A 24,047-nucleotide genomic window follows, 5' to 3' on the forward strand; every position below is an offset into this window, starting at 1 on the left:
CTTACTCCTTGGCCTTGGCGGCGGCGGCCGGCGCGGCCGGCTTCAGCACCGGGCGGTTCTGCCGGTCCACGGCGATCACCGGCTGGCCGGCACGCAGCAGATGGCCACCGGCGGCGACCACCCAGTCGCCTGCGCCGACGCCCGTGAGCACCGGCACCGTCTCGCTGCCGTAGGCACCGGTGGTGACCGCCGCAGCCTTCAGCGTGCTGTTGGCCGGATCGACCACCCACACGCTGGCGGCACCGTTGGCACCGCGCTGCAGCGCGCCCAGCGGCAGCTGCAGGCTGCCGTGGCGGCCGGCGCTGCTGTAGACACGTGCGCTCTGGCCCAGCTCCACATCAGCCAGTGCATCGGCCGCCAGGCTGACCCGGGTCGCATAGGTCCGTGCCTGCGGATCGGCAGCGGCGGCAATCTCGCGGATCGTGCCTGGCAGGCGCTGGCCCGGACGGTTCCACAGTTCCACCTCGACCGGCTGGCCGACCGCGTAATCGCGGATGGTGGCTTCGGGCAGGTCGATCAGCACTTCGCGGCCACCGTCGGCGGCCAGGTTGAAAATGGTCTGGCCGGCGGACACCACCTGCCCGGCTTCGGCCTCGCGGCTGGCGATCACGCCGTCGGCCGGTGCACGCAGCTGCGCGTAATCGGCCTGGTTGCGCAGCACATCGAGGTTGGCACGCGCCGCATTGGCCTGGCCCTGCGCGGCCTTGAACGCGGCAGACTGCTGGTCCAGCTGCGAGCGGCTGACCAGCTGCTGGTCGGCCAGCACCTGATAGCGCTTGAGGTCGTCGCGGGCGCGCACCAGGTCGGCCTCGGCCGCGGCCAGCTGGGCCTGCGAAGCGCGGGCCTGCAGCGCGAAGTCGGCCACGTCCAGCTCGGCCAGGACGTCGCCCTTCTTCACCCGCTGGCCGGCATCGACGTGGCGCTTGACCAGGTTGCCGCCGACGCGGAACGACAGCGGGCTTTCCTGGCGTGCACGCACCGTGCCCGGGAACGCCGCAGGCGCCTGCCCGGCCTGCTCGCCAGGGTGAACCACCAGCACCGGCACGGCCGCCTGCGGCGCCTGTTCCTGTCCCGAACAGGCTGCCAGCGCAGCCACCCACACCATACCGCCCATCCAGCGCACGATCTTCATCGGTCAACGTCCTGAAAACGCAGGGTCCAACAAGGGGGGAGCCGCGACTGCCGGCCCAATTTAATAAACCGGTCGGTATAGTATAAATATCGAACCGCTTGGTCTAGTATTGTTGCGATGAGTTCTCCTACTTCCCGCAAGCCGTCGGCCAAGCCTGCTGCCAAGGCCGCCGGACCCGGGCGCCCCAAGGATCTCGGCAAGCGCGCGGCGATCCTTGAAGCAGCCAAGGCACTGTTCATCGAACAGGGCTATACCGGCGTGAGCATGGACGCCATCGCTGCTCAGGCCGGCGTCTCGAAGCTGACCGTGTACAGCCATTTCGGCGACAAGGAGACCCTGTTCTCCGAGGCCGTGCAGTCCAAATGCATTGAAATGCTGCCCGACGCCCTGTTCGTGGCCGACGCGGACGGCCCGCTGCGCGACCAGCTGATCGGCATCGGCCTGGCCTTCTTCGAGCTGATCACCTCCGATGCGGCAATCTCGATCCAGCGCATGATGATGGCCCCGGAAACCGATGAACGCCTGCGCGAGCTGTTCTGGCAGGCCGGCCCGGAACGTACCTGCGCGGCCCTGGCCGACTTCCTGCGCGCGCGCGGCGAACGCGGCGAGCTGGAGATTGCCGATTACTATCTCGCCGGCCAGCAGTTCCTGACCCTGGTGAAGGGCGAAGTGCACATGCATATGATGTGCGGCATGCCACTGTCACCGGTGGAGTGCGACCCTCTGACCCACGTGACCGCCAGCATCGACTTCTTCCTGCGCGCCTATGCGCCGCGAGGGGCCGGGACGGCCGGATAACCAAAACTGAACGAACCGGAGGTCGCGATGACTTCCGGCACTGCGACCCCGGCCACCCGGCAGCTGATGCTCTGGGCGCGCCGCCGGCCTCCGGCACCGGTAAAATGGCCGGCCCACTGCGCTGGATTTGAACCTCATGACGATTGATTACGCCCACGCCCGCGAACTGATGGTGGAACAGCAGATCCGTCCCTGGGACGTGCTGGACATCAAGGTGCTCGACGTCCTCGCCCGCCTGCCGCGCGAGGCCTTTGTCGCCGACGCGCACCGGGCGCTGGCCTACGCCGACGTCGAACTGCCGATCGGCCATGGCCAGAAGATGATGAAGCCGGTCATCGAGGGCCGTACCCTGCAGGCACTGGACCTGCAGCCGGGTGACGAAGTGCTGGAGATCGGCACCGGCAGCGGCTTCCTGGCTGCCTGCATCGGCGCGCTGGCGCGCGACGTGCTGAGCCTGGAGATCGACCCGGAACTGGCCGCCGCCGCACGCGCCCGTCTGGACGCCTCCGGCCTGGGCACCAATGTCCGTGTGGAAGTGGCCGACGCCCTGTCCTGGCAGACCGAACGCCGTTTTGACGTGATCTGTGTCACTGGTGCGGTCGACGTGGTGCCGTCACAGTTCGCCTCGTGGCTGCGTCCGGGTGGCCGCCTGTTCGTGATCCAGGGCCGCTCGCCGGCGATGGAGGCCCTGCTGGTCAAGGCCGACGGCAGCACCGAATCGCTGTTCGAAACCGATATCGATTACCTGCGCGGTGCCGCCCCGGCACCCCAGTTCCACCTCTGAGTCCAAGGAAGCCGCAATGATCCGCCGATCCCTCGCTGTTGCGCTGGCCACTGCCCTGCTGCCGTTGTCCGCCCATGCCGCCGACCTGCTGCAGGTCTACGAGATGGCGCGCAACGGCGATCCGCAGCTGTCCGCCGCCGAATCGACCCGGCTGGTCGACAAGGAAGGCGCCGTGCAGGCGCGCGCCGCCCTGCTGCCGCAGATCAATGGCCAGGCCACGCTGAACCGCTCGCGCAGCGAAGCCGACCATGACGCCAACTCCGGCACGGTCACCAGCAAGCGCCGCAACTACACGATCGACGGCAGCCAGACGCTGTTCAACTGGACCCAGATCAACAACCTGCGTTCGCAGCGCGAACTGAGCAAGGCGGCGGACTTCACCCTCGACTCGGCCAACGACAGCCTGATCGTGCGCACCTCGGCGGCCTACTTCAACGTGCTGGTGGCGATCGAATCGCTGAACGCCGCACAGACCAATGAAGCGGCCGCGAAGAAGCAGTTCGACTTCGCCGACAAGCGCCTGGAAGTGGGCCTGGCGCCAATCACCGACGTGCATGAAGCACGCGCCCAGTACGACCAGGCGCGCGCAAACACCATCGTTGCGCAGAACACCCTGGCCGATAACTACCAGGCCCTGACCGAACTGACCGGCCAGCCGGTGGTCAACCTGCGTGGCCTGCCGGCGGACTTCCGCCCGGAAGTGCCGGCCAACCGCGGCAACATCGACGAACTGGTGCACCAGGCGACCAACCAGAATCCGGCGCTGAAGGCGCAGGAACTGAAGGTCAGTGCCGCCGAAGCCAGCGTGCAGGCCGCCCGCGGTGGCCATTACCCGACCCTGTCGCTGGGCGGCAGCTGGGGCAAGAGCGCGACCTGGGGTGACAGCACCGGTGCCGGCTCGCTGTCGCCGGACGCACGCACCAACAGCATCGGCCTGACCCTGAGCGTGCCGATCTTCTCCGGCGGTGCCACCCAGTCCGGCGTGCGCCAGGCGCTGGCCCAGCGTGACATCGCCCAGGACGGCTACGAACAGCAGAAGCGTGCCCTGGACCGCAACACCCGCAACGCCTACCAGACCCTGGTGCAGGGCATCAGCGAAGTGGAAGCCCGCCGCCTGGCGGTGGTCTCGGCGCAGAGCGCGTACGACGCCTCGCAGGTTGGCCTGGAAGTCGGTACCCGTACCGTGCTGGACGTGATCCAGAACCAGCGCATCCTGTTCTCGGCGCAGCTGGATTACGCCAACGCCCGCTACACCTTCCTGCAGAACCGCCTGCTGCTGAGCCAGTCGCTGGGCGCACTGGATGTGGCCGAGCTGCAGGACGTCAACCGCCTGCTGACCCAGGACGCAGGCAACCCGGCAACGACCACGCACTGAGTCGCCGCCCTGCCGGCAACGAAGAAGCCACCCGCGAGGGTGGCTTTTTTTTATGCGCGACGCAGGCCGAAGCCTCCACGCATGGGAGGCTTGCCTGGTCGTCAGCCGGGCCACGCACGCATCCGTTCCGCGGCGGCCAACAGGCACAGCGCGGCGGCCAGGGGGGCCAGCACCGGCAGGGCGCGTGGTAGCGGAACCTGCGCGCGCAGGGCAGCCAGGCACAGCGCCGCCATCACCAGCAGGGTTGCCGGCCCAGGCAGCACCGGCAATGTGCCCATCGGCATCGCCAGCGCCAGCAGCGCCGCGGCCAGCACCACCGCGACCGGCATCGGCGGCGCAACACGCCCATGCGATGCATCGCGGGCCGCCGTCCACAACTGCGTTGCCAACCGCGCAGCCACCCGCAGCAGCACCAGCAGGAGTGCCGCCAACCCGCTCGCCCCCGCCAGTGGCAGCAGCGGCATCATCCACTGCAGTTGCGGGTGCTGCTGCAATGCCACCGACAACGGCCGCGTACTGGCCAAGGCCGGAAACTCGACCAGGCCGGACTGCAACGCGGCCAGCACGATCAGCAGCAGCATGGCCAGCAGCAGCGTGCTCGCCAGCAACGCTGCCTGTCGCGTCCGCACCTGGCCACACACGCCGGGAAATCCCAGCACCAGGCCGGCACAGGCAAACATGCCGAGCAGCGGCACGCTGGCTGCCAGCACTCCTCCTGGCCCGAAGCGATAGGGCGCCGTGGCCTCCGGCAGCCACGGTATCCAGAGCGCGTAGTGCACATGGCGGGCCGCCAGCACCAGCAGCAACAGGCCGGTGCCCAGCTTCACCGTCAGCAACGCACAGGCCACCAGCGCCCCACGCCTCGGTGGCAGCAATCCGATCAGCCCAAGCAGAAGCAGGCCAAGGGTGGCCATCAGCGCAACCGGCATCGCGTTACCGGCCTCGATGCCACAGCTGGCCAGCAGCGCATGCACGTGGCTGGCCATGGACTGCGCCACGCCGGCGCTGGTCGCCATCAGTTCCACCAGCAGCGCGGCGCAGAGCAGGCCGGCCGGGACCCTCCCCCAACGCGCCCGCAGCAGGCCGTGCAGGCCCTCGGCCACCGGCAGCTGCCGGCCCAGGATGTGCAGGCAATACAGCAGCGGCGCGGTGCCCAGCGCAGCCAGCAACAGGCTCAACACGATCGCAGGGCCTGCCTGTGCGGCGGTGTGCTGCCCCACCAGCGCAATCACGCTGCCACCCAGCATCAGGGTCAGGATCACCCCTGCAAGGTGGTCCCTGCCCGGCCCTGCATCGCCCATGTCGCCCGGGCCGCTGTCGCTATCCATCGCAAGGTTCCTTGATATCCGCCCAAGCACGTTCGACAGCAGGCTGGCAGCCTGCGGCGAAGGGCGATATCAGAATCCGTGGCGTGCACGCCGCATTGTGATCGCAGGCACGTCGGCACACCGTTCCACGGTCCTGCAACGACAGGAATCTCGCCGTTAAGCAGAATTGATGCAGGCGATCACGTCATTCGATCCGCAGTACGTGGATCGAATCCCCTGCGGCCTCAGCTGCGCGGAGGAGGCAGGTGGGGGGCCACCAGCGCCAGCGTACGCTGCAACGCGCCGCGACCGTTGCTGACCAGGGTGCAGCCGGCGCGCGCCATGTCCTCGCGTGCACGTTCGTCATCAAGCAGGTGCTGCAGCAGATCGCCAACCGCCGGCACGTCCTCGCCGATCAGCAGGGCACCGGCCTCGCGCATGCGTCGTGAGATCTCGGAGAAGTTGTGCAGGTGCGGGCCGGTCACCGCGGCGGTGCCCATCGCCGCCGGTTCCAGCAGGTTGTGGCCACCGATCGATTGCAGGCTGCCGCCGACGAACGCCACCTGCGCACAGGCATAGAACGGCATCAGTTCACCCAGGGTGTCGATGACGAACACATCGGTGCCGGCGTCCGGCCACTGCATCGCACGCCGGGTCGCCACATTCCAGCCCTGCTCGCGCGCCAGGGCCTCCACCTTCGGGAAGCGCTCGGGATGGCGCGGCGCCCACAGCAGCAGCAGGTCGGGATGCTGCTGGCGCAGGCGACGGTGCAGGTCGATCACCGCCTGCTCCTCACCGTCATGGGTGCTGGCGGCGATCCACACCGGGCGTCCAGCGGGTACCTGCGCATGGAACTGCGCGACGAAATCCTGAACGTCCGGCGTGGCGATGTCGAACTTCAGGTTGCCCAGCGCCTGCACCTGCTCGGGGGCCGCGCCCAGCTGCACGAAGCGCTCGGCATCATCCTGCGACTGGGCGGCGACGCAGGTAACCGTGCGCAGGGCGCGACGGATCAGCGCTGCCAGCAACCGGTAGCCACGCAGCGAGCGGGCCGACAGGCGGGCATTGAGGATGTAGACCGGAATGCGGCGATCGCGGCAACCGAACAGCATGTTCGGCCACAGCTCGGTCTCCAGGATCAGCGCCAGGCTGGGCCGGAAGTGGCCGAGGAAGCGGTTGACGCTGCCGGGCACGTCGTACGGCAGGTAGACATGGTCGAGCGCGTCGCCCCACAGCGCGCGCACGCGTTCGGACCCGGTCGGGGTGATGGTGGTGATGACCCAGCGGATATCCGGACGTTGCTGGCGCAGGGCGTTGACCAGCGGGGCGGCGGCATTGACCTCGCCCACCGACACCGCATGCAGCCAGACCCGCGGCTGGCCGGTCGGCTGTGGGTAGGAGGCGTAGCGCTCGTCCCAGCGCCGGAAGTATTCACGGACCCGGAAACCGCGCCAGACCAGGTGGTACACGGTGATCGGCAGCAGCAGGTAAAGCACGGCCGAATACAGGCCGCGCAGGATCCATTCGACAGGGTCTTTACGCATGCGGCAAGGATACGGGAGGCCCCCGGGAAAGACACGCGGCCGGGTTGGTAGAATGGAGCAATGTCCGATGCCTCCACTGCCATCCGCCCGTCGCTGCGCGATCCCCGCAACTGGCCGATGTTCGCCGTCATGTTCGGCGCCTTCGCCATCGCCCGCCTGCCGTGGATGCTGCAGCGCGCGCTGGGCCGTGGCGTCGGCTGGATCAGCTGGCGCCTGCTCGGCAGCCGCCGCCGCGCCGCCGAGGTCAACCTGCAGCTGTGCTTCCCGGAAAAGGACGAGGCCTGGCGCCAGCGCCTGGTACGCGACAGCTTCGATGCACTGGGCGTGGGCGTGTTCGAATGCATCCGCGCCTGGTGGGGCAGCATCGACCGCATCCGCCCGCAGGTGCAGATCGAGGGCCTGGAACATCTGCAGCGGATGCAGGCCGAAGGCCGCGGCGTGCTGCTGGTCTCCGGCCACTTCATGACCCTGGAGATGTGCGGCCGCCTGCTGTGCGACTACGTCGACCTGTCGGGCATGTACCGCAAGCACAAGAACCCGGTGTACGAGTGGGCGGTGAAGTTCGGCCGCCTGCGCTACGCCAAGGCGATGTATGCCAACGAAGACATCCGCGCCACTGTGCGGCACCTGAAGAAGGGCGGCTTCCTCTGGTACGCGCCGGACCAGGACATGCGCGGCAAGGACACCGTGTTCGTGCCGTTCTTCGGCCACACCGCGTCCACCATCACCGCCACCCACCAGCTGGCGCGGATGACCGGCTGCGCGGTGATCCCGTACTTCCACCGCCGCGAAGGCGGGAAGTACTTCCTGAAGATCGGCGCACCGCTGGAAAACTTCCCCAGCGAAGACGTGGAAGCCGATACCACCCGGGTCAACCAGGCCATCGAAGCGATGGTGCGCGAGGCCCCCGACCAGTACCTGTGGATCCATCGCCGTTTCAAGCGCCAACCGGGCGGGCGGAGCGATTTCTACAATTAGCTGGATGTGGCAGCCGGTGCCAGCCAGGGCTGACATCGACCGGACTGCTGGGCGTCTGCATGCGCGAGGTAGTCGCCAACCTTGGTTGGCGCCGATGATCTGACCCTCGACCTGGGGATGGCCAACCAAGGTTGGCAACTACCGTATCGGCGGCGAATCCTCTGCCTCGCGCGCCAGCAGGCTGCCGGCGAACAGCGCTGCCAGCATCACCGTCAGGCCGCCCCAGAACGCCGAATAGAACGCCAGGTGGGTGTTGAGCGGAAACACCGTGACCGCCAGCGCCAGCATCGCCGGGCGCGCGCGCTCACGCGCGCTGGCCGGCGCATAGCGCCATGCGCGCCAGGCCTGGGCCACCGCCGCCAACCACAGCAGCAGACCGAGCACGCCGGTTTCAGCGAGGATTTCCAGCACGATCTGATGGGCATGCAGCGCAGGCGCATTACCCCAGACCGCCGGCCCCTCATCGGCGACGCAGGCCGGATAGGCATCGCGGAAGCCGCGTGCGCCGACACCGTTGATCGGATGTTCTTCAATCATGCACACGGCGGCCTGCCAGATCCGTGCACGCCCGGACAGCGCCTGGTCGACACCGCGTTCGCCGCCCTCCCAGGCCATCGCCGTACGCGCGAAGCGTTCGCGCAGTTGCGGCACGCTGGCGGTCAACGCGCCGGCTGCCAGCACCGCAAGCAGCGCCAGCAACGCCAGCCGCTTCCAGCCGAACTGGCGCACGCCACTGTAGGCCAGCACCAGTGCGAACGTGATCCACGAGGCACGCGACCCTGCCAGCAGCAGCACGCCGCCAAGCGCGGCGGCCGCCAGCAACCAGCCCGCATTGCCGAAGCGCCGCGCGATCGGCAACAACAGGAACGGTGACAGGCTGGCCAGCACCTGGCCGAACTTGAGGTTGCAGGGCCCCAGGGCCCCACTGAGCCGGTCAGCCAGGGCGGCTTCGTCCGCCGGGCACAACGCGTGGCCGCTTACGGCCAGCTTCAGGTGTTCCAGCGACCAGAACCATGGGCTGGTACCGGCCACGGCCTGTACCAGTGCATCCAGCGTCCATGCACCCGTGATCAGTGCCAGGCCACCGAAGGTCAGCCTTCGCCGTTCGGGCGTGGATACGGCGATTGCCACCAGCCACATGAAAGGAAGATAGCGCAGGCCGGCGGCCGCCTTGGTCCACGACGCTGCAGGATCGATGGCATCGATGGCCGAGAACGCCTGCGGCAGCCAGTAGCCAAGGAACAGGATCGAGGTCAGCGCCCAGGCCGCCGTGCTCAGCAGGTGCGGACGGCGCTGCAGGCGGCGCATGACCATGCGCGCGGCGGCGTACAGCGCGCCCAGTCCGAGCACGGTTTCGGCGATGCCCGGCAGCGGCCACATCGCCACGTACGCCAGCACCCACCAGGGTGCCCAGCGCCCGGCGCGGTCGTCGCGCAGGGGAACGGTGGCGTCAGCCGGCAAGGTCGGCATAGAGGCGAAGGGTGTCACGCTGCATGGCCTGCAGGGTAAACGGGATGCGCGCCGGCAGGGACGGCGGCTGCGCCAGCAGGGCCAGCGCGCGTTCACCCAGTGCCCGCGCATCACCCAACGGTACGGCGCCCGCGGGTTGCAGTTGCTGCAGCAGTTCACCCACGCCGCCATGGTCCCAGCCCAGCACCGGGCGGCCGACCGACAGCGCCTCGACCACGGTGCGGCCAAAGGCTTCCGGTTTGTCCGACAGCTGCAGCACCAGGTCACTGGCGGCATAGGCCTGGGCAATGCGTGCGGTGGGCGCGCTGATCTGCACGGCCTCGGCCACGCCCAGCGCCGTCGCCTGCCGGCGCAGATCCGCCACATAGGCTTCGCGGCCCGGTTCATCGGTGCCCAGCATCCACAGCTGGGCCGGCACACCGGCGGCGCGCACGTCGGACAGCAGCTGCAGCGCATGGGCGTGGCCCTTCAGGCGGGTGCCCCGCCCCGGCAGCAGCAGCAGCGGGCCTTCCACCTGCGCCAGCCACGGATGATCGGCCGCCAGCGCCAGGCGCGGCCGGCGGTCGGCGCGCGCCACGCGCGGGAACTGGGCGACGTCGACGCCGCGCGGGATCACCTGCAGCGTCGCTTCGGGGACCGTCGGGTAATGCCGGCGCACGTAGTCACGTACGCTGTTGGATACGCAGATCACGCGCTCGCCGCTGGTCATCACTGCGCTGTAGCGACTGGGTGAGTTCAGCCCGTGCACGGTGGTGACCCAGTGCGGGCGCTGTGCGGCGGGCATGGCGCGGATCGCGTACAGGCCCAGCCAGGCCGGCAGCCGCGAACGGGCATGCACGATGTCGGCGCCGACCTCGGCAAACAGGCGCCGCAGGGTCGGCAGATGCCGCAGGGTCAGCAGCGACTTGCGGCCGATGTCGAGGGTGAGGTGCTCGGCACCGCTGTCCAGCAGCGGCTGCACCAGGCGGCCACCAGCAGAAACCACCAGCGCGCGATGGCCGGCGGCGACCAGGGCCGCAGCAATTTCCAGGGTCGAGCGCTCGACACCGCCGGAGTGCAGCGCCGGCAGCAACTGCACCACGGTCAATCGGCGCATCGAAGGGGCGGCCGCTTAGTCGGCCAGCACGAACACGGAACCGCAGTACGGGCACTGCGCTTCGCCGTTGGGCTCGTCTTCGATCGGCAGGTACACGCGCGGATGCGAGTTCCACAGCGCCATTTCCGGGGTCGGGCAGCTCAGCGGCAGATCGCTGCGGTGCACGGTGTAGCGCTTCTCGGCGTTGGCGGGCGCGGTGGCGGTATGGCTCATGGCGGATGTCGATGAACGGGTTGCGAGGGCTGTGATTCTAGCATCCGGGCCGCCCCGACATTGTGCCGCCCCTGCGCAGGCCGGATCGGCAGGGCGATTTCTTCAATCGATCCGGCGGGTTCGCGCCGGAAACCTGCCGACCGCACTATTTCCCGCATTTGGATCGAACTAAATGGCACTTGTCAGGTCGCGGCGGCTGTTGCAGGATCGGGCCAGGTCTCGACCCGACCTGCCCTCTTCGACCCGATCGCATGGCCCGCCCCCACCGGACCGGCATCGCCTCTCCCACTGCCATCCCGGCGGGCGGAGCGATGCTGTCCGTGGTGCCCGCCGATGCGGGTTCTGCCCGCCGCCAGCCCTTCCGGGAGATCCCTGCATGACCCTGTCCGATCCACGCCGCGCCCTGCTTCCGCTCGCCCTGGCCCTGGCCTGTGCGACTACCGCGATGCCGGTGTTGGCACAGGGGCTGCAGACTTCGTTCGAACCGGGTGAACCGGCCCCGACCCCGGCGGCGGGTGGGTTGCAGGTGTCGATCGGCGACGGTCCCGCCGCGCCCTACGCCGCCAAGCGCAATGCCGGCTACAGCGGCCTGCATGCACTGCGCTACAGCAGCAACGGCGGCAGCGCGCGGCGCGAGCTGTTCAGGACCGATCTGCCCATCGAAGCCGAAACCACCCTGTCATGGCTGGTGCTGCCGGAAATCGTCGGCAAGGACACCGTGGCCTCGACCTATGTCTCGCTGGACCTGCTGCTGGACGATGGCAGCCGCGTGTCGTCCAGCGCTGCACGCGACCAGCATGGCGTGGCCATCGGCGCGCGCGCGCAAGGCGCGTCGAAGACGCTGTATCCGCAGCAGTGGGCGCGCAAGGCGATACGCCTGGGCGAGGTACCCGCGCTGAAGGGGCGTCGCGTGGTGGCGATCGAACTGGAGGTGGCCAGTGCCGAGGGTGCACCGGTCTCCGGCTGGATTGACGACGTGCGCCTGGACGTGCAGCCACGCCCCCAGCCACAGCGGGCTTCCGATTGGGTGCTGACCACCCGCGGCACCCAGGCCAACGGCACCTTCTCGCGCGGCAACAATTTCCCGGCCACGGCGGTGCCGCACGGATTCAACTTCTGGACCCCGGTGACCGATGCCGGTGCGCTGAACTGGCTGTACCGCTGGAACGAGCAGAACGATGCGCAGAACCGTCCGCAGCTGCAGGCGCTTGCGCTGAGCCACCAGCCCAGCCCGTGGATGGGCGACCGCCAGACGTTCCAGGTGATGCCCTCGGCCAACCGCGGCGTGCCGTCCGCCGACCGCCGCAAGCGCGCGCTGTCGTTCGAGCGCAGCCACGAGAGCGCGCGCCCCTACCGTTACGACGTGCGCTTCGACAACGGCATCGCAGCGTCGATCGCGCCGACCGACCACGCAGCGCTGTTCCGCTTCGAATTCCCCGAAGACGGCGACGCCAACCTGCTGTTCGACAACGTTGATGCGCGTGGTGGGCTGACCCTGGATGCCGCCACGCAGACCCTCACCGGCTACACCGATACGCGCAGCGGCCTGTCCAACGGCGCCAGCCGCATGTACGTGGCGGCCCGTTTCGACAAGCCGTGGCGCAGCAGCGGCCGCATCGACACCGGCCGCCCCACCGGCTACATCAAGTTCGATGCCGGCAGCGAGCGGCGGGTGAACATGCGCATCGCCACCTCGCTGATCTCGGTGGAACAGGCCCGGCACAATCTGGCGCTGGAGATTGCTGCGGCCGATACGCTGGAGATCGTGGCCGGCCGCGCGCAGGATGCCTGGGATGCACGCCTGGCCCGCTTCGACATCGGCGATGCCAGCGACGACCAGAAGACCACGCTGTATTCCAGCCTGTACCGGCTCTTCCTGTATCCCAATTCCGGCCACGAGAATGTGGGCAGCGCGGCCGCACCGGACTGGCGCTACGCCAACCAGGCCAGTGCCAGCGAGGACAACACCGGCGGCAGCGCGACCCGGACCTTCGCCGCCGTGCGCGATGGCAAGGTGTTCGTCAACAACGGTTTCTGGGACACCTTCCGCACCACCTGGCCAGCCTATGCGCTGTTCACGCCCGATGATGCCGGGCAGCTGGTGCAGGGCTTCATCGAGCAGTATCGCGCCGGTGGCTGGATCGCACGCTGGTCGTCGCCGGGCTATGCCGACCTGATGGTCGGTACCAGCTCCGACGTGGCCTTCGCCGACGCGTGGCTGAAGGGAATCGGCGGCTTCGATCCGGCCGAGGCCTATGCCGCCGCGTTGAAGAACGCGACCGTGGTACCGCCGGACCGTCACGTCGGCCGCAAGGGCATGGACCGTTCGACCTTCCGCGGCTATGCCAGTGCCGACGTGCACGAGGGCATGTCGTGGACGATGGAAGGCGCGCTCAATGACTTCGGCGTCGCCAACATGGCCGATGCCCTGGCCAAGCGCGCAACCACGCCTGCCGCACGCGAGCGCTACAGCACCGAGGCCGACTACTTCCGCTACCGCGCGGCCAGCTACGCAACGATGTTCGATCCGGCCGCCGGCTTCTTCCAGGGCCGCACTGCCGACGGCCGCTGGCGAGTGGATTCCGAGCGCTACGACCCGCGCGTGTGGGGCCACGACTACACCGAGTCCAACGGCTGGACCTTCGCCTTCACCGCCGCCCACGATGGCGAAGGCCTGGCCGCGCTGTACGGTGGCCGCGACAGGCTGGCGGCGAAGCTGGATACCTTCTTCGCCACCCCGGAGACCGCAGACCCGGCGCTGGCCGGCTCCTACGGCGGCACCATCCATGAAATGACCGAAGCACGCGATGTGCGCATGGGCATGTACGCGCACAGCAACCAGCCGGCGCACCACATCCCGTGGATGTACCTGTATGCCGGGCAGCCGTGGAAGACCCAGCAGCACGTGCGCGAGATCCTGTCGCGGCTGTACGTCGGCAGCGAGATCGGCCAGGGCTATCCGGGGGACGAGGACAATGGCGAGACCTCGGCGTGGTACGTGCTGGCCTCGCTGGGCCTGTACCCGTTGCGCATGGGCGCCCCCGAGTACGTGATCGGTTCGCCGGCATTCCGGCACGCACGCGTGGAACTGCAGGGCGGCGCCGTGCTGACCGTGAACGCGGCCAACAACACGCGCGAGAACGTCTACGTGCAGTCGCTGAAGATCAACGGCAAACCCTGGACCAAGACCTGGGTGCCGCACGAACTGATCGCCAAGGGCGCAACGCTGGACTTCGTGATGGGGCCGCAGCCATCGCGCTGGGGCAGTGGCGTGGACGACGCGCCGCCCTCGCTGACCGCGCGTGGCCAGCGTCCGCAGCTGCTGCACGACCTGCTCGGCCACTCCGCGAAGGCGACGCTGGCCGATGGCCGCGCCCTGCCGGCGCTGGTGGATGACGATGCCGGCACCACGGTGGGCCTGGGCGGTGGCGCGATCATCGCGCTGACCGGGCTGGCCGAGGGCGCCCCGACGATGTACACGCTGACCAGCGGCGACGGCAGCATCCGCGGTGGCGAATGGGCGCTGGAGGCCCGCAGCGGCGACGGCAGCTGGACGCTGCTGGACCAGCGCAGCGGCGAAGACTTCGAATCCGCTCGCCAGACCCGGCCGTTCCGCATCGCCAGGCCCGGTCGCTACAGCGAGTACCGCCTGCGCCTGGTGGCACCGAGCCGGATGCCGCTGGCGGAGATTGAACTGCTGGCACCCGGCGCGGCGCAGTAAGCCGCATGCACCGTGGGCACGGATGCCCGCCGCGCCGCGGCAGCTGGCGGCCTCAGCGCGACCGCACGAATCCTGCGTACAGCGCGAACAACTGCTGGAAGTACCGCCGGGTCACTCGATTGCGCATGACACTTTCGCCGATGGGGAGGTGGTCGGGCCCAGGGTGGGAAGGCCGGTCCGGTCCCTTCCCACGGCCGGGCCGCGTGGGCGTATTGGGCCCCAGCGGGGTTGCAGGCAAATGACCGGGTTGCGAAGCGCGTGTGGCACGGACCAGCGGCCGGCACGAGCCGTTTCCGCCTTGCGGAAACAGAAACGCGCCCCGTGGGGCGCGCTTCTGCAGCTGGAATCGGGAAGAAGGCTTATGCCTTCTTTTCCGCTTCCAGCTGCTTGCGGATCTGCGCATCCACCGCAGCAATCGCGGTCATGTTCAGGATCCGGCGCGAGGTCGCGCTGGTGGTCAGGATATGCACCGGCTTGTTCACGCCCATCAGGATCGGGCCGATCGCCACACCATCGGTGAACACACGCACCAGGTTGTAGGCGATGTTGGCCGCTTCCAGGTTCGGCAGCACGAACAGGTTGGCGCGGCCCTGCAGGGTCGAGCCCGGCAGCAGCTTCTGGCGCAGCGCTTCATCCCATGCGGTGTCGCCCTGCATCTCGCCGTCCACGTTCAGGCGCGGGTTGCGCTTGAGCAGCAGCTCGCGCACCTGGCGCATCTTCAGGGCATCCTTCGAATCATGGCTGCCGAAGTTGGAGTGCGACAGCAGCGCGACCTTCGGTTCGATGCCGAACAGCTTCATGCGGTAGGCCGCCTGCAGCGTGGCTTCGCACAGCTGCTCGGCGGTCGGGTCTTCCTGCACGTGGGTATCGACGAAGAAGAACACGCCCTGCTGGTTGATCACGCCGGTCATCGCCGAGGTCGAGGTGACCTTCGGCTCCAGCGGCAGCACGCTGCGCACGTAACCCAGCTTCTTGTGGAAGCGGCCGACGATGCCGGTCAGCATCGCATCGGCTTCGCCACGCGCCACCATCACCGCGGCGATCAGGGTCGGGCGCGAACGCATCAGGTTCTTCGCCGCGGCCACGGTCACGCCACGACGGCCGGTCAGGCCGTGGTAGTACTGCCAGTACTCGTTGAAGCGCGGGTCGTCGTTGATGTTGGTGACTTCAACGTTCTCACCGATCTTCAGGCGCAGGCCGAGGCGCTCGATGCGCGACTCGATCACTTCCGGGCGGCCGATCAGGATCGGGTGCGCCAGGCCGTCATCGACCACGTTCTGCACCGCCTGCAGCACCACTTCCTCTTCGCCTTCGGCATACACCACGCGCTGCTTGTCGCTGCGCGCGCGGTCGTAGACCGGCTTCATCATCAGGCTGGTGCGGTAGACGAACTGGGCCAGCTTGTCGCGGTAGGCGCCCATGTCGTCGATCGGGCGCGAGGCCACGCCCGAGTCCATCGCGGCCTGGGCCACGGCAGCCGACAGCTCCACCAGCAGGCGGCGGTCGAACGGACGCGGAATCAGGTATTCACGGCCGAAGCTCGGGGTGTCGCCGCCATAGGCCGAGCCCATGTCGGTGGCGGCGCGGCGTGCCAGTGCAGCGATGGCACGCACGCAGGCGATCTTCATTTCCTCGTTGATCGCGGTGGCGCCCACGTCCAGCGCACCACGGAACAGGTACGGGAAGCACAGCACGTTGTTGACCTGGTTCGGGTAGTCCGAACGGCCGGTGCCGATGATCGCGTCCGGACGGGCGGCACGCGCCAGTTCCGGCATGATTTCCGGGGTCGGGTTGGCCAGCGCGAAGATCACCGGGTCCGGCGCCATGGTCTTGACCATCTCGGCGGTCAGGATGCCCGGCGCGGACAGGCCCAGGAAGATATCGGCGCCATCGACGATCTCGGCCAGGGTGCGCTTGTCGGTGTCGCGCGCATAGCGCTGCTTTTCCGGGTCCAGGTCGGTGCGGCCGGTATGGATCACACCCTCGCGGTCGAAGGCCAGGATGTTCTCCGGCTTCAGGCCCAGCTGCACCAGCATGTTCACGCAGGAAATGCCGGCCGCGCCCATGCCCGTGGTCGCCAGCTTCACGTCCTCGATCTTCTTGCCGGTGATCGCCATCGCGTTGAGCACGGCCGCGCCGACGATGATCGCCGTGCCGTGCTGGTCGTCATGGAACACCGGGATCTTCATGCGCTCGCGCAGCTTGCGCTCGACCACGAAGCATTCCGGCGCCTTGATGTCTTCCAGGTTGATGCCGCCGAAGGTCGGCTCCAGCGAGGCGATGATGTCGACCAGCTTGTCCGGGTCGGTTTCATCCACTTCGATGTCGAACACATCGATGCCGGCGAACTTCTGGAACAGCACGCCCTTGCCTTCCATCACCGGCTTGCCGGCCAGCGCGCCGATGTTGCCCAGGCCCAGCACCGCGGTGCCGTTGGAGATCACCGCCACCAGGTTGCCGCGCGCGGTCAGCTCGCTGGCCTGCTGCGGGTCGGCCTTGATCGCTTCACAGGCGTACGCCACGCCCGGCGAATACGCCAGCGACAGGTCGCGCTGGGTCAGCATGGGCTTGGTAGCGGAAACCTTGATCTTGCCGGGCGGAGACATCCGGTGGTAATCGAGGGCGGCCTGTTTGAAATCTTCGTTGGACATCGATGTGGGTTACATGAATGGGCAGAAGGGACAGGGGATGATACCCCCGTTGGAGCGTCTGGACCTGTCGCTATCCTGTCGCAGGCATGCTGCGACCGCACAATTCCGTGCCGTATGCGACCAAGCCTTGATACCAGCTTCGGCGCCTCGCGTGACAGCCGTGGGACGCCTTGAAACGCCGCGGGGCCGTACCACTGTCGTGATCGGCCCCGCGGTACCACACACCTGGGTCAGCCCTTGGCCGGCAGCGCCTCGGGCAGCGCATCCACCGGCGGCGGCAGCTCGCTTTCGCGGCCATCCAGCGCCAGCTGCAGGCGGTTGCGGTCCAGTGCGCCTTCCCAGCGCGAGACCACCACGGTGGCCACGGCATTGCCGATGAAGTTGGTCAGCGAGCGGCATTCGCTCATGAAGCGGTCCACGCCCAGGATCAGCGCCATGCCGGCCACCGGCACTTCCGGCACCACCGCCAGGGTAGCGGCCAGGGTGATGAAGCCGGCACCGGTGACACCGGCCGCGCCCTTGGAGCTGAGCATGGCGACCAGCAGCAGGGCGATCTGGTGGCCCAGGGTCAGTTCGGTGTTGGTGGCCTGGGCAATGAACAGCGCGGCCAGGGTCATGTAGATGTTGGTGCCGTCCAGGTTGAACGAGTAGCCGGTCGGGACCACCAGGCCCACCACCGACTTGCTGCAGCCGGCCCGTTCCATCTTCTCCATCAGCGACGGCAGCGCCGACTCCGACGAGGAGGTGCCCAGCACCAGCAGCAGTTCGGCCTTCAGGTAGCGCGCCAGCTTGAACACCGAGAAGCCGCACAGGCGGCAGACCAGGCCCAGGATGACCGCCACGAACAGGAACGCGGTGAGGTAGAACGAGCCCACCAGCCAGGCCAGGTTGATCAGCGAACCGACGCCGTACTTGCCGATGGTGAAGGCGATCGCACCGAAGGCACCGATCGGGGCGGCCTTCATCAGGATGTGCACCAGCTTGAACACCGGGGCGACCAGCGCCTCCAGGAAGTTCAGCACCGGCTTGCCCTTCTCGCCCACCATCGCCAGCGCGATGCCGAACAGCACGGCCACGAACAGCACCTGCAGGATGTTGCCGTCGACGAAGGCGCTGAGCAGCGTCTTCGGGATGATGTCCATCAGGAAGCCGACCAGGGTCAGGTCATGCGACTTCTCGACGTAGCTGTGCACCGCGGTCTGGTCCAGCTCGGCCGGGTTGATGTTCATGCCGGCGCCGGGCTGCACCACGTGCGCCACGATCATGCCGACGATCAGCGCCAGCGTGGAGAAGAACAGGAAGTACGCCATCGCCTTGGCGAACACCCGGCCCACGGTGCGCAGGTGGGTCATGCTGGCGATGCCGGTGACGATGGTCAGGAAGATCACCGGCGCGATGATCATCTTCACCAGGTTGATGAAGGCGTCGCCGAGCGGCTTCATCTTCTCGCCGATCAGCGGTTCGTAGTGGCCGAGGATGGCGCCCAGGACGATCGCCACGATCACCTGGAAGTACAGCTGGCGATAGATCGGCAACGGCTTTGCAGGCGCCGGGGCTGCGGTCGGGATGTGCATGGCGTACTCCGGAAGGGGCGTTTTCAGGCACGTACGGCCCCGGGACAGCACGGGAACCGTTACCGTGGAAACTGATCGCGGGCCCCGTGCTGCATGCACGGGGGGGTGCGACCAATGGACGCCTTTGTACGCGCCAGGCACGCCGGCGCAGATAACCTATTGGTACTAGCCCCCCGGTTCAGGCGGCCACGGTGCCTACACTGGCGCCGCACCGCCCGATCCCGGGGAGGCCGGTGGCCCAGGCTGAACGGCCGGGCGCGTCCTTGCGAAAGTTCCGGCCCTTGCGGCCGTTGATGTCCTGTCCACACGCAATCCGAGAGAGCCGCACCCAACATGCGCCCGATTCCCACCTTGCTGGCCCTGTCGCTGGCCGCCCTTCCCGCCTTCGCTTCGGCAGCGGATTTCGACAACTGGCCGACCAAGTACACCTTCGGCGATGGCACCGAGCTGGCCGCCACCGCCAACATCGCCTACGACTACAACGACTTCTCCTCGGCCAGCGGCCTTGAGGACGATGATGCCGTGCGCCGCAAGGAGTTCGGCGCAACGTTGAAGAAGAAGGGCGTCTACGACGCGATGGTCTACTACGACTTCCAGGCCGACACCTGGCTGGACGTGTTCGTGCGCTTCGAGAGCAAGGCGTTCTTCGGCCGCGACGTCGGCCGTTTCCGCTTCGGCTACATGAAGACCCCGGTCGGCCTGGATGCGAACACCTCCTCGCGTGCCGGCAGCTTCCTGGAAACCGCGCTGCCGGTGCAGGCGTTCTACGCCGGCCGCCGTACCGGCGTGGAATGGGTGCTGGAGCGCCCGCAGTACCTGCTGCAGGCCGGCGCCTATGGCGGCAAGGACCTGCAGGGTGACAACCCCGGCACCACCCAGGCGGTGCGCGCCGTGTGGACGCCGGTGAAGGCGCCGGGTGATGTGATCCACCTGGGCGTGGCTTATTCGCAGGAGAATCCGCGCGGCTACAGCGATGGCCGCGATGTGCACCACGAAGCCAGCGCACGCCTGCGCGCACGTCCGGAAGCCGGCCTGACCGACATCCGTTACGTCGACTCCGGCGCGCTGGTCACCGCCGACCAGATCCGCCGCACCGGCCTGGAAGGCATCTGGATCCGCGGCCCGTTCTCGCTGCAGGCCGAAGCCCTGCATGCCACCGTCACCCGCAAGGGCCTGCCCGACTACACCGGCAGTGGCCAGTACGCGATGGCCAGCTGGGTGCTGACCGGCGAATCGCGCCCGTACAACGCCGGCGCCGTGGCCAACATCAAGCCCGCGCACAACTACGGCGCGGTTGAACTGGTGGCACGCTACAGCCGCCTGGACCTCGACGACGGCAGCATCCTCGGTGGCCGCCAGCACGACCTGACCCTGGGTGCGAACTGGTACCTCACCAGCCACTTCAAGTTCCAGGCCAACTACGTGAAGGTCGACGCCAGCCGTCGTGGCGTGCACAGCACGCCGGAAATCTTCGAGCTGCGCGCGCAGATGCACTTCTGACCCCTTCCACGTCAGACCCCGGCAGGCGTGCACGCCACGCCCGCCGGCCCTGCGTAGACTGCCGCCATGTACTGGCTCAGCCGCCACCGGATGCTGTTGCTGACGATCCTGGTGATGGTCGGCGGTACCGTGCTGTGCGCGGTCGCCGCCGGCCACTACGCCTGGCGCCGCGCACTGGGCGAGGAAAGCAGCCAGGTGCAACGCCAGCTGCAGCTGTATGGCCAGGGCCTGCAGCAGCGCATCGACCGCTTCGGCACGCTGCCGCAGGTGCTGGCGCTTGATCCGGATCTGCTGCACGCCCTGCGCGTGCCGCCCTCGCCTGCCGAACGGCAACGACTGAACCTCAAGCTGCAGCGTGCCAACGAGGTCACCCGCGCCTCCACCCTGACCCTGGTCGGCCATGACGGCGTGGCCGTGGCCGCCAGCAACTGGGACCAGCCGACCACCAACGTCGGCGAGAACTACAGTTACCGCCCGTACTACCGCCAGGCGCTGGCCCAGGGCCGCGGCCGTTTCTACGGCATCGGCATGACCACCGGCGTACCCGGCTACTACCTGTCGCAGGCCATCGAGGAAGACGGCAAGCGACTGGGCGTGGTGGTGATCAAGGTCGAACTGTCGGCGCTGGAGCAGGAGTGGCTGAGCAGCCCGGACGTGGTGCTGGCCAGCGATGACCACGACGTGGTGTTCCTGGCCAACCGGGACAACTGGCGCTACCGCCTGCTGCGCCCCTTGGGCGCTGATGAACGCCGCGAAATGCTCGACGCCCGGCAGTACGCCGACCGTGCCCTGCAGCCGCTGCGCGCACGCACCGAGGACGTGCTGGCCGACGGTGGGCGCATGGTGCGCCTGCTCGACCCTGCGCTGGTACAACCGATGCTGTGGCAGAGCCTTGCACTGCCCGCCGAAGGCTGGAACCTGCACCTGCTGCACGACGCCAGCGCTGCCACCGCCGCCGGCCGTGCGGCGGCGCTGACTGGTGGTGCCGCGTGGCTCGCACTGGGCTTCCTGGTGCTGTTCGTGCAGCAGCGCCGGCGCCTGGCGAAGCACCGCCTGCGCAGCCGCCGTGAACTGGAAACCCTGCTCAAGCAGCACGCGCAGGAGCTGCGCACCGCGCAGGATGGCCTGCTGCAGGCTGCCACCGACGCCGACAGTGGCCTCAGCCGCAGCCTGGAACATCTGCCACAAGGCGTGGTGGTGATCGACCGCGAGCTGCGCTTGGTCGCGTGGAATTCGCGCTACCTCGAGCTGTTCCGCTTTCCGCTGGACCTGGTGCGCGTGGGCCGGCCCATCGAGGAGCTGTTCCGCTTCAACGCGCGTCGCGGCCTGCTTGGCCCGGGCCCGGTCGATGAGGCGATCGAGCGCCGCCTCAATCACCTGCGCAGTGGCCGCCCGCACATGCGCGAAAGCGAGAAGGACGACGGCACGGTGCTGGAGATCCGCGGCAATCCGCTGCCCGACGGCGGCTTCGTCACCAGCTATGCCGACATCACCAGCTACAAGAACGCCGCGCGCGAACTGCGCTCGCTGGCCGACGCACTCGAGCATCGCATCGCCGAGCGTACGCACGACCTGGACGAAGCACGCCGCGAAGCCGAGCAGGCCAACCGCTACAAGACCCGCTTCGTCGCCTCGGCGGTGCACGACCTGCTGCAGCCGCTCAATGCCGCGCGCATGTTCGTCTCGGTACTGCGCGGCAAGCTGAGCGATCCGGCACAGCAGCAGACCAGCGACCACATCGACGCCGCACTCGCGGCGCAGGACGCAATCCTCAACAGCCTGCTGGATATCGCGCGGCTGGAATCGGGCAGCCTGCCAACCCGCGTGCAGGCATTCCGGCTGGGCCCGCTGCTGCAGACACTGGCGCGCGAGTTCGGCATCGCCGCACAGTCGCGCGGGCTGGTGGTGGACTGGATCGATACCGATGCGGTGGTGGTCAGCGATGAAGCGCTGCTGCGGCGCATCCTGCAGAACTTCCTGTCCAATGCGCTGCGCTACAGCGAACGCGGCCGCGTGCTGCTCGGTTGCCGGCGCCGCGACGGGCTGCTGTGGATCGAAGTGCACGACCAGGGACCCGGTATTCCCGATGCGCTGCAGGGCGAGATCTTCGAGGAATTCCGCCGCCTGCACGACGGCCAGCAGCGCGGTGCCGGCCTCGGCCTGGCGATCGTCGACCGCATCGGCCGCCTGCTCGGCCACCCGATCCGGCTGCGCTCGCAGGTAGGCCAGGGCAGCGTATTCGCGGTGGGTGTGCCGTTCGGCGACGCCAGCGCGATTCCCACTACGGCACCGGCGCCGGTGCTGGTGCAGGAACCGGCCGCGGACAATCCGCTGCGCGGGCGTCGGGTCTGGGTGATCGATGACGATCCTCACGTCTGCGCAGCCAGCCGCGCGTTGCTGGAACGCTGGGGCTGCGAGGTGGTGCTGGCCGACGGCCCGCAGGCGGCGCTGCAGTTGGCCAGTGCCACAACCGTGCCGGAACTGGTGTTGCTGGATGTGCGCATGGGCGATCACCACGGCCCGGTGCTGTACGAGACGCTGGCGGAACTGTGGCTGGCACGCCCGCCGGTGGTGCTGGTGACCGCCGAGCGCGATGCGGGGCTGCGCGAGATGGCCGCCGAGCGCGGCTGGGGGATGATGGCAAAGCCGGTGAAGCCGCCAGCGCTGCGGGCGCTGATGAGCCAGCTGCTGATCCGCCATCGCGGGTAGTTTCCAGCCAACGGCGCAGCCCCTCGTGGGTGGGTTTGGGTTGGTCGCGGAAAGCCGGATTGCTGAGGGCTGGCCGGGTGGGTGGGTAGTGCGGGGACGCCGTGAACCCGTCCATGGGGGCTTGGCCGCGGCATCCATGCCGCGGACACCCCGCACTACCCACCCACCCGGCCGCTGACAGATTCCGGATGTTTGCCACCCACGGAAAAGAAAAAGAAGATCAAAAGCAAAAGCAGCGTGGCAGGCCGCCTTTTGTAGAGCCGAGCCCACGCTCGGCTCTACACGAGCAAGCGCAGCGCGCGACCCGCTTTTGATCTTCTTTTTCTTTTCCGTGGGTGCAGGCCACCGAAATCTGTCAGAGGCCGGTCGGGTTGGGTGCGCGGGGGTGTCAGCCGCATGGATGCGGCTGCCAAGCCTCCAGGGACGGATTCACGGCGTCCCCCGCGCACCCGACCCGACCGGTCCACTCGCGGCTTCGGCTTTCAGCGACCAACCCAAACACCACCCACGAGGGGCTGCGCCGTTGGCTGGAAACTACAGCCCGGCGCCGGCGTCGCCTTCCGGCTCCAGCGCCTTCACCAGCACCGCTGCCTGCGTGCGGCTGTGGCATTCGAGTTTTTTCAGAATTGCGGTGACGTGCACCTTCACCGTGTTCTCGGCCAGCCCCAGCGTGTAGGCGATCTGCTTGTTGAGCAGGCCATCGGCCAGGCACAGCAGCACGCGGAACTGCTGCGGGGTCAGCTGGGCCAGGCGGCTGGCCAGCAGCGCGTCGGCCTCGGAGCGCTCGGCGGCCATCGCCGGGAACCACAGGCCGCCGTCGAGCACGGCCTGCACCGCCTCGCCGATGGTCTCGGCCGGGGCCGACTTCGGGATGAAACCGGCCGCGCCGAACTGCTGCGCGCGGCGGATCACCCGCGGATGGTCGTTGGACGAGAGGATCACCACCGGAATATCCGGATGCGAGCCGCGTACGTGCAGCAGCGCGGAGAAACCGTGTGCGCCGGGCATGGTCAGGTCGAGCAGCACCAGGTCCACATCCGGGTGCGCGTCGAGGGCTTCGGCCAGGGCCTCGGCACTGGCCACCTCGCGTACCTGTGCCAGCGGCAGGCTCTGCCGCAATGACTGCACCACCGCCGAACGCAGCAGCGGGTGGTCGTCGGCGATCAGGATGGTGTATTCGCTCATGCCGCCATTG

16 protein-coding genes are annotated in these 24,047 nt (G+C 68.3%); 7 read left to right on the forward strand and 9 right to left on the reverse strand.

Annotated elements, in window-relative coordinates:
- Position 1: 1 nt before the first annotated feature.
- Entirely contained in the window at positions 2-1,132 is a 1,131-nt protein-coding gene (locus K5L94_RS18410) for an efflux RND transporter periplasmic adaptor subunit (protein WP_274511134.1), read from the reverse strand.
- 117 nt (positions 1,133-1,249) lie between these two features.
- On the opposite strand from K5L94_RS18410, the gene K5L94_RS18415 reads away from it, so the two are divergent.
- The 3 genes from K5L94_RS18415 to K5L94_RS18425 all read left to right on the forward strand — a co-directional run bounded on the left by K5L94_RS18415 (position 1,250) and on the right by K5L94_RS18425 (position 4,089).
- Complete coding sequence (locus tag K5L94_RS18415; RefSeq protein ID WP_008264859.1) at positions 1,250-1,930, forward strand: TetR/AcrR family transcriptional regulator; 681 nt, start codon at positions 1,250-1,252, stop codon at positions 1,928-1,930.
- A 136-nt stretch (positions 1,931-2,066) separates the two neighbouring features.
- Positions 2,067-2,714 carry a protein-L-isoaspartate O-methyltransferase family protein gene (locus K5L94_RS18420; protein WP_006468193.1) on the forward strand — a complete coding sequence of 216 codons (648 nt, stop codon included), beginning with the start codon at positions 2,067-2,069 and terminating at the stop codon, positions 2,712-2,714.
- A 16-nt stretch (positions 2,715-2,730) separates the two neighbouring features.
- Positions 2,731-4,089, forward strand: coding sequence for a TolC family outer membrane protein (locus K5L94_RS18425; protein ID WP_053450740.1), 1,359 nt, complete (start codon positions 2,731-2,733; stop codon positions 4,087-4,089).
- 101 nt (positions 4,090-4,190) lie between these two features.
- On the opposite strand, the gene K5L94_RS18430 is transcribed toward K5L94_RS18425, so the two are convergent.
- Both K5L94_RS18430 and waaA read right to left on the reverse strand, forming a co-directional pair.
- On the reverse strand, positions 4,191-5,417 hold the full coding sequence (locus K5L94_RS18430; protein WP_274511135.1) for an APC family permease: 1,227 nt from the start codon (positions 5,415-5,417) through the stop codon (positions 4,191-4,193).
- A gap of 224 nt (positions 5,418-5,641) precedes the next feature.
- A complete protein-coding gene (waaA, locus tag K5L94_RS18435) occupies positions 5,642-6,940 on the reverse strand; it encodes a lipid IV(A) 3-deoxy-D-manno-octulosonic acid transferase (protein ID WP_274511136.1) in 1,299 nt (432 codons plus the stop codon).
- A gap of 60 nt (positions 6,941-7,000) precedes the next feature.
- On the opposite strand from waaA, the gene K5L94_RS18440 reads away from it, so the two are divergent.
- Positions 7,001-7,918: an LpxL/LpxP family Kdo(2)-lipid IV(A) lauroyl/palmitoleoyl acyltransferase gene (locus tag K5L94_RS18440; protein ID WP_053450743.1), complete on the forward strand. Its 918-nt coding sequence runs from the start codon at positions 7,001-7,003 to the stop codon at positions 7,916-7,918.
- Positions 7,919-8,056: 138 nt separating this feature from the next.
- Here K5L94_RS18440 and K5L94_RS18445 read toward each other — a convergent pair whose 3' ends face one another.
- The 3 genes from K5L94_RS18445 to K5L94_RS18455 are packed head-to-tail and all read right to left on the reverse strand — an operon-like array spanning position 8,057 to position 10,697.
- Complete coding sequence (locus K5L94_RS18445) at positions 8,057-9,388, reverse strand: O-antigen ligase family protein (RefSeq protein WP_274512641.1); 1,332 nt, start codon at positions 9,386-9,388, stop codon at positions 8,057-8,059.
- A complete protein-coding gene (locus tag K5L94_RS18450; protein WP_180879081.1) occupies positions 9,369-10,484 on the reverse strand; it encodes a glycosyltransferase in 1,116 nt (371 codons plus the stop codon). Before K5L94_RS18450 ends, K5L94_RS18445 begins: the two co-directional genes overlap by 20 nt.
- Positions 10,485-10,499: 15 nt before the next feature.
- Positions 10,500-10,697 carry a zinc-finger domain-containing protein gene (locus tag K5L94_RS18455; RefSeq protein ID WP_005410967.1) on the reverse strand — a complete coding sequence of 66 codons (198 nt, stop codon included), beginning with the start codon at positions 10,695-10,697 and terminating at the stop codon, positions 10,500-10,502.
- Positions 10,698-11,073: 376 nt separating this feature from the next.
- Between K5L94_RS18455 and K5L94_RS18460 the strand changes: the two genes are divergently transcribed.
- Entirely contained in the window at positions 11,074-14,418 is a 3,345-nt protein-coding gene (locus K5L94_RS18460) for a GH92 family glycosyl hydrolase (RefSeq protein ID WP_274511137.1), read from the forward strand.
- A 359-nt stretch (positions 14,419-14,777) separates the two neighbouring features.
- On the opposite strand, the gene K5L94_RS18465 is transcribed toward K5L94_RS18460, so the two are convergent.
- Positions 14,778-17,069 carry an NADP-dependent malic enzyme gene (locus K5L94_RS18465; RefSeq protein ID WP_053450747.1) on the reverse strand — a complete coding sequence of 764 codons (2,292 nt, stop codon included), beginning with the start codon at positions 17,067-17,069 and terminating at the stop codon, positions 14,778-14,780.
- 230 nt (positions 17,070-17,299) lie between these two features.
- Complete coding sequence (locus K5L94_RS18470; protein WP_006468434.1) at positions 17,300-18,643, reverse strand: dicarboxylate/amino acid:cation symporter; 1,344 nt, start codon at positions 18,641-18,643, stop codon at positions 17,300-17,302.
- Between the two features lie 333 nt (positions 18,644-18,976).
- On the opposite strand from K5L94_RS18470, the gene K5L94_RS18475 reads away from it, so the two are divergent.
- The gene (locus tag K5L94_RS18475) at positions 18,977-20,143 is read left to right on the forward strand and encodes an OprO/OprP family phosphate-selective porin (RefSeq protein ID WP_274511138.1); all 1,167 of its coding nucleotides are present in this window, start codon (positions 18,977-18,979) and stop codon (positions 20,141-20,143) included.
- Between the two features lie 66 nt (positions 20,144-20,209).
- Complete coding sequence (locus K5L94_RS18480) at positions 20,210-22,852, forward strand: hybrid sensor histidine kinase/response regulator (protein ID WP_274511139.1); 2,643 nt, start codon at positions 20,210-20,212, stop codon at positions 22,850-22,852.
- A 534-nt stretch (positions 22,853-23,386) separates the two neighbouring features.
- On the opposite strand, the gene K5L94_RS18485 is transcribed toward K5L94_RS18480, so the two are convergent.
- Positions 23,387-24,037: a response regulator gene (locus K5L94_RS18485; RefSeq protein ID WP_008268765.1), complete on the reverse strand. Its 651-nt coding sequence runs from the start codon at positions 24,035-24,037 to the stop codon at positions 23,387-23,389.
- Between the last annotated feature and the right edge of the window lie 10 nt (positions 24,038-24,047).

It is taken from the genome of Stenotrophomonas forensis (genome assembly GCF_028752115.1).
GTDB lineage: Bacteria > Pseudomonadota > Gammaproteobacteria > Xanthomonadales > Xanthomonadaceae > Stenotrophomonas > Stenotrophomonas forensis.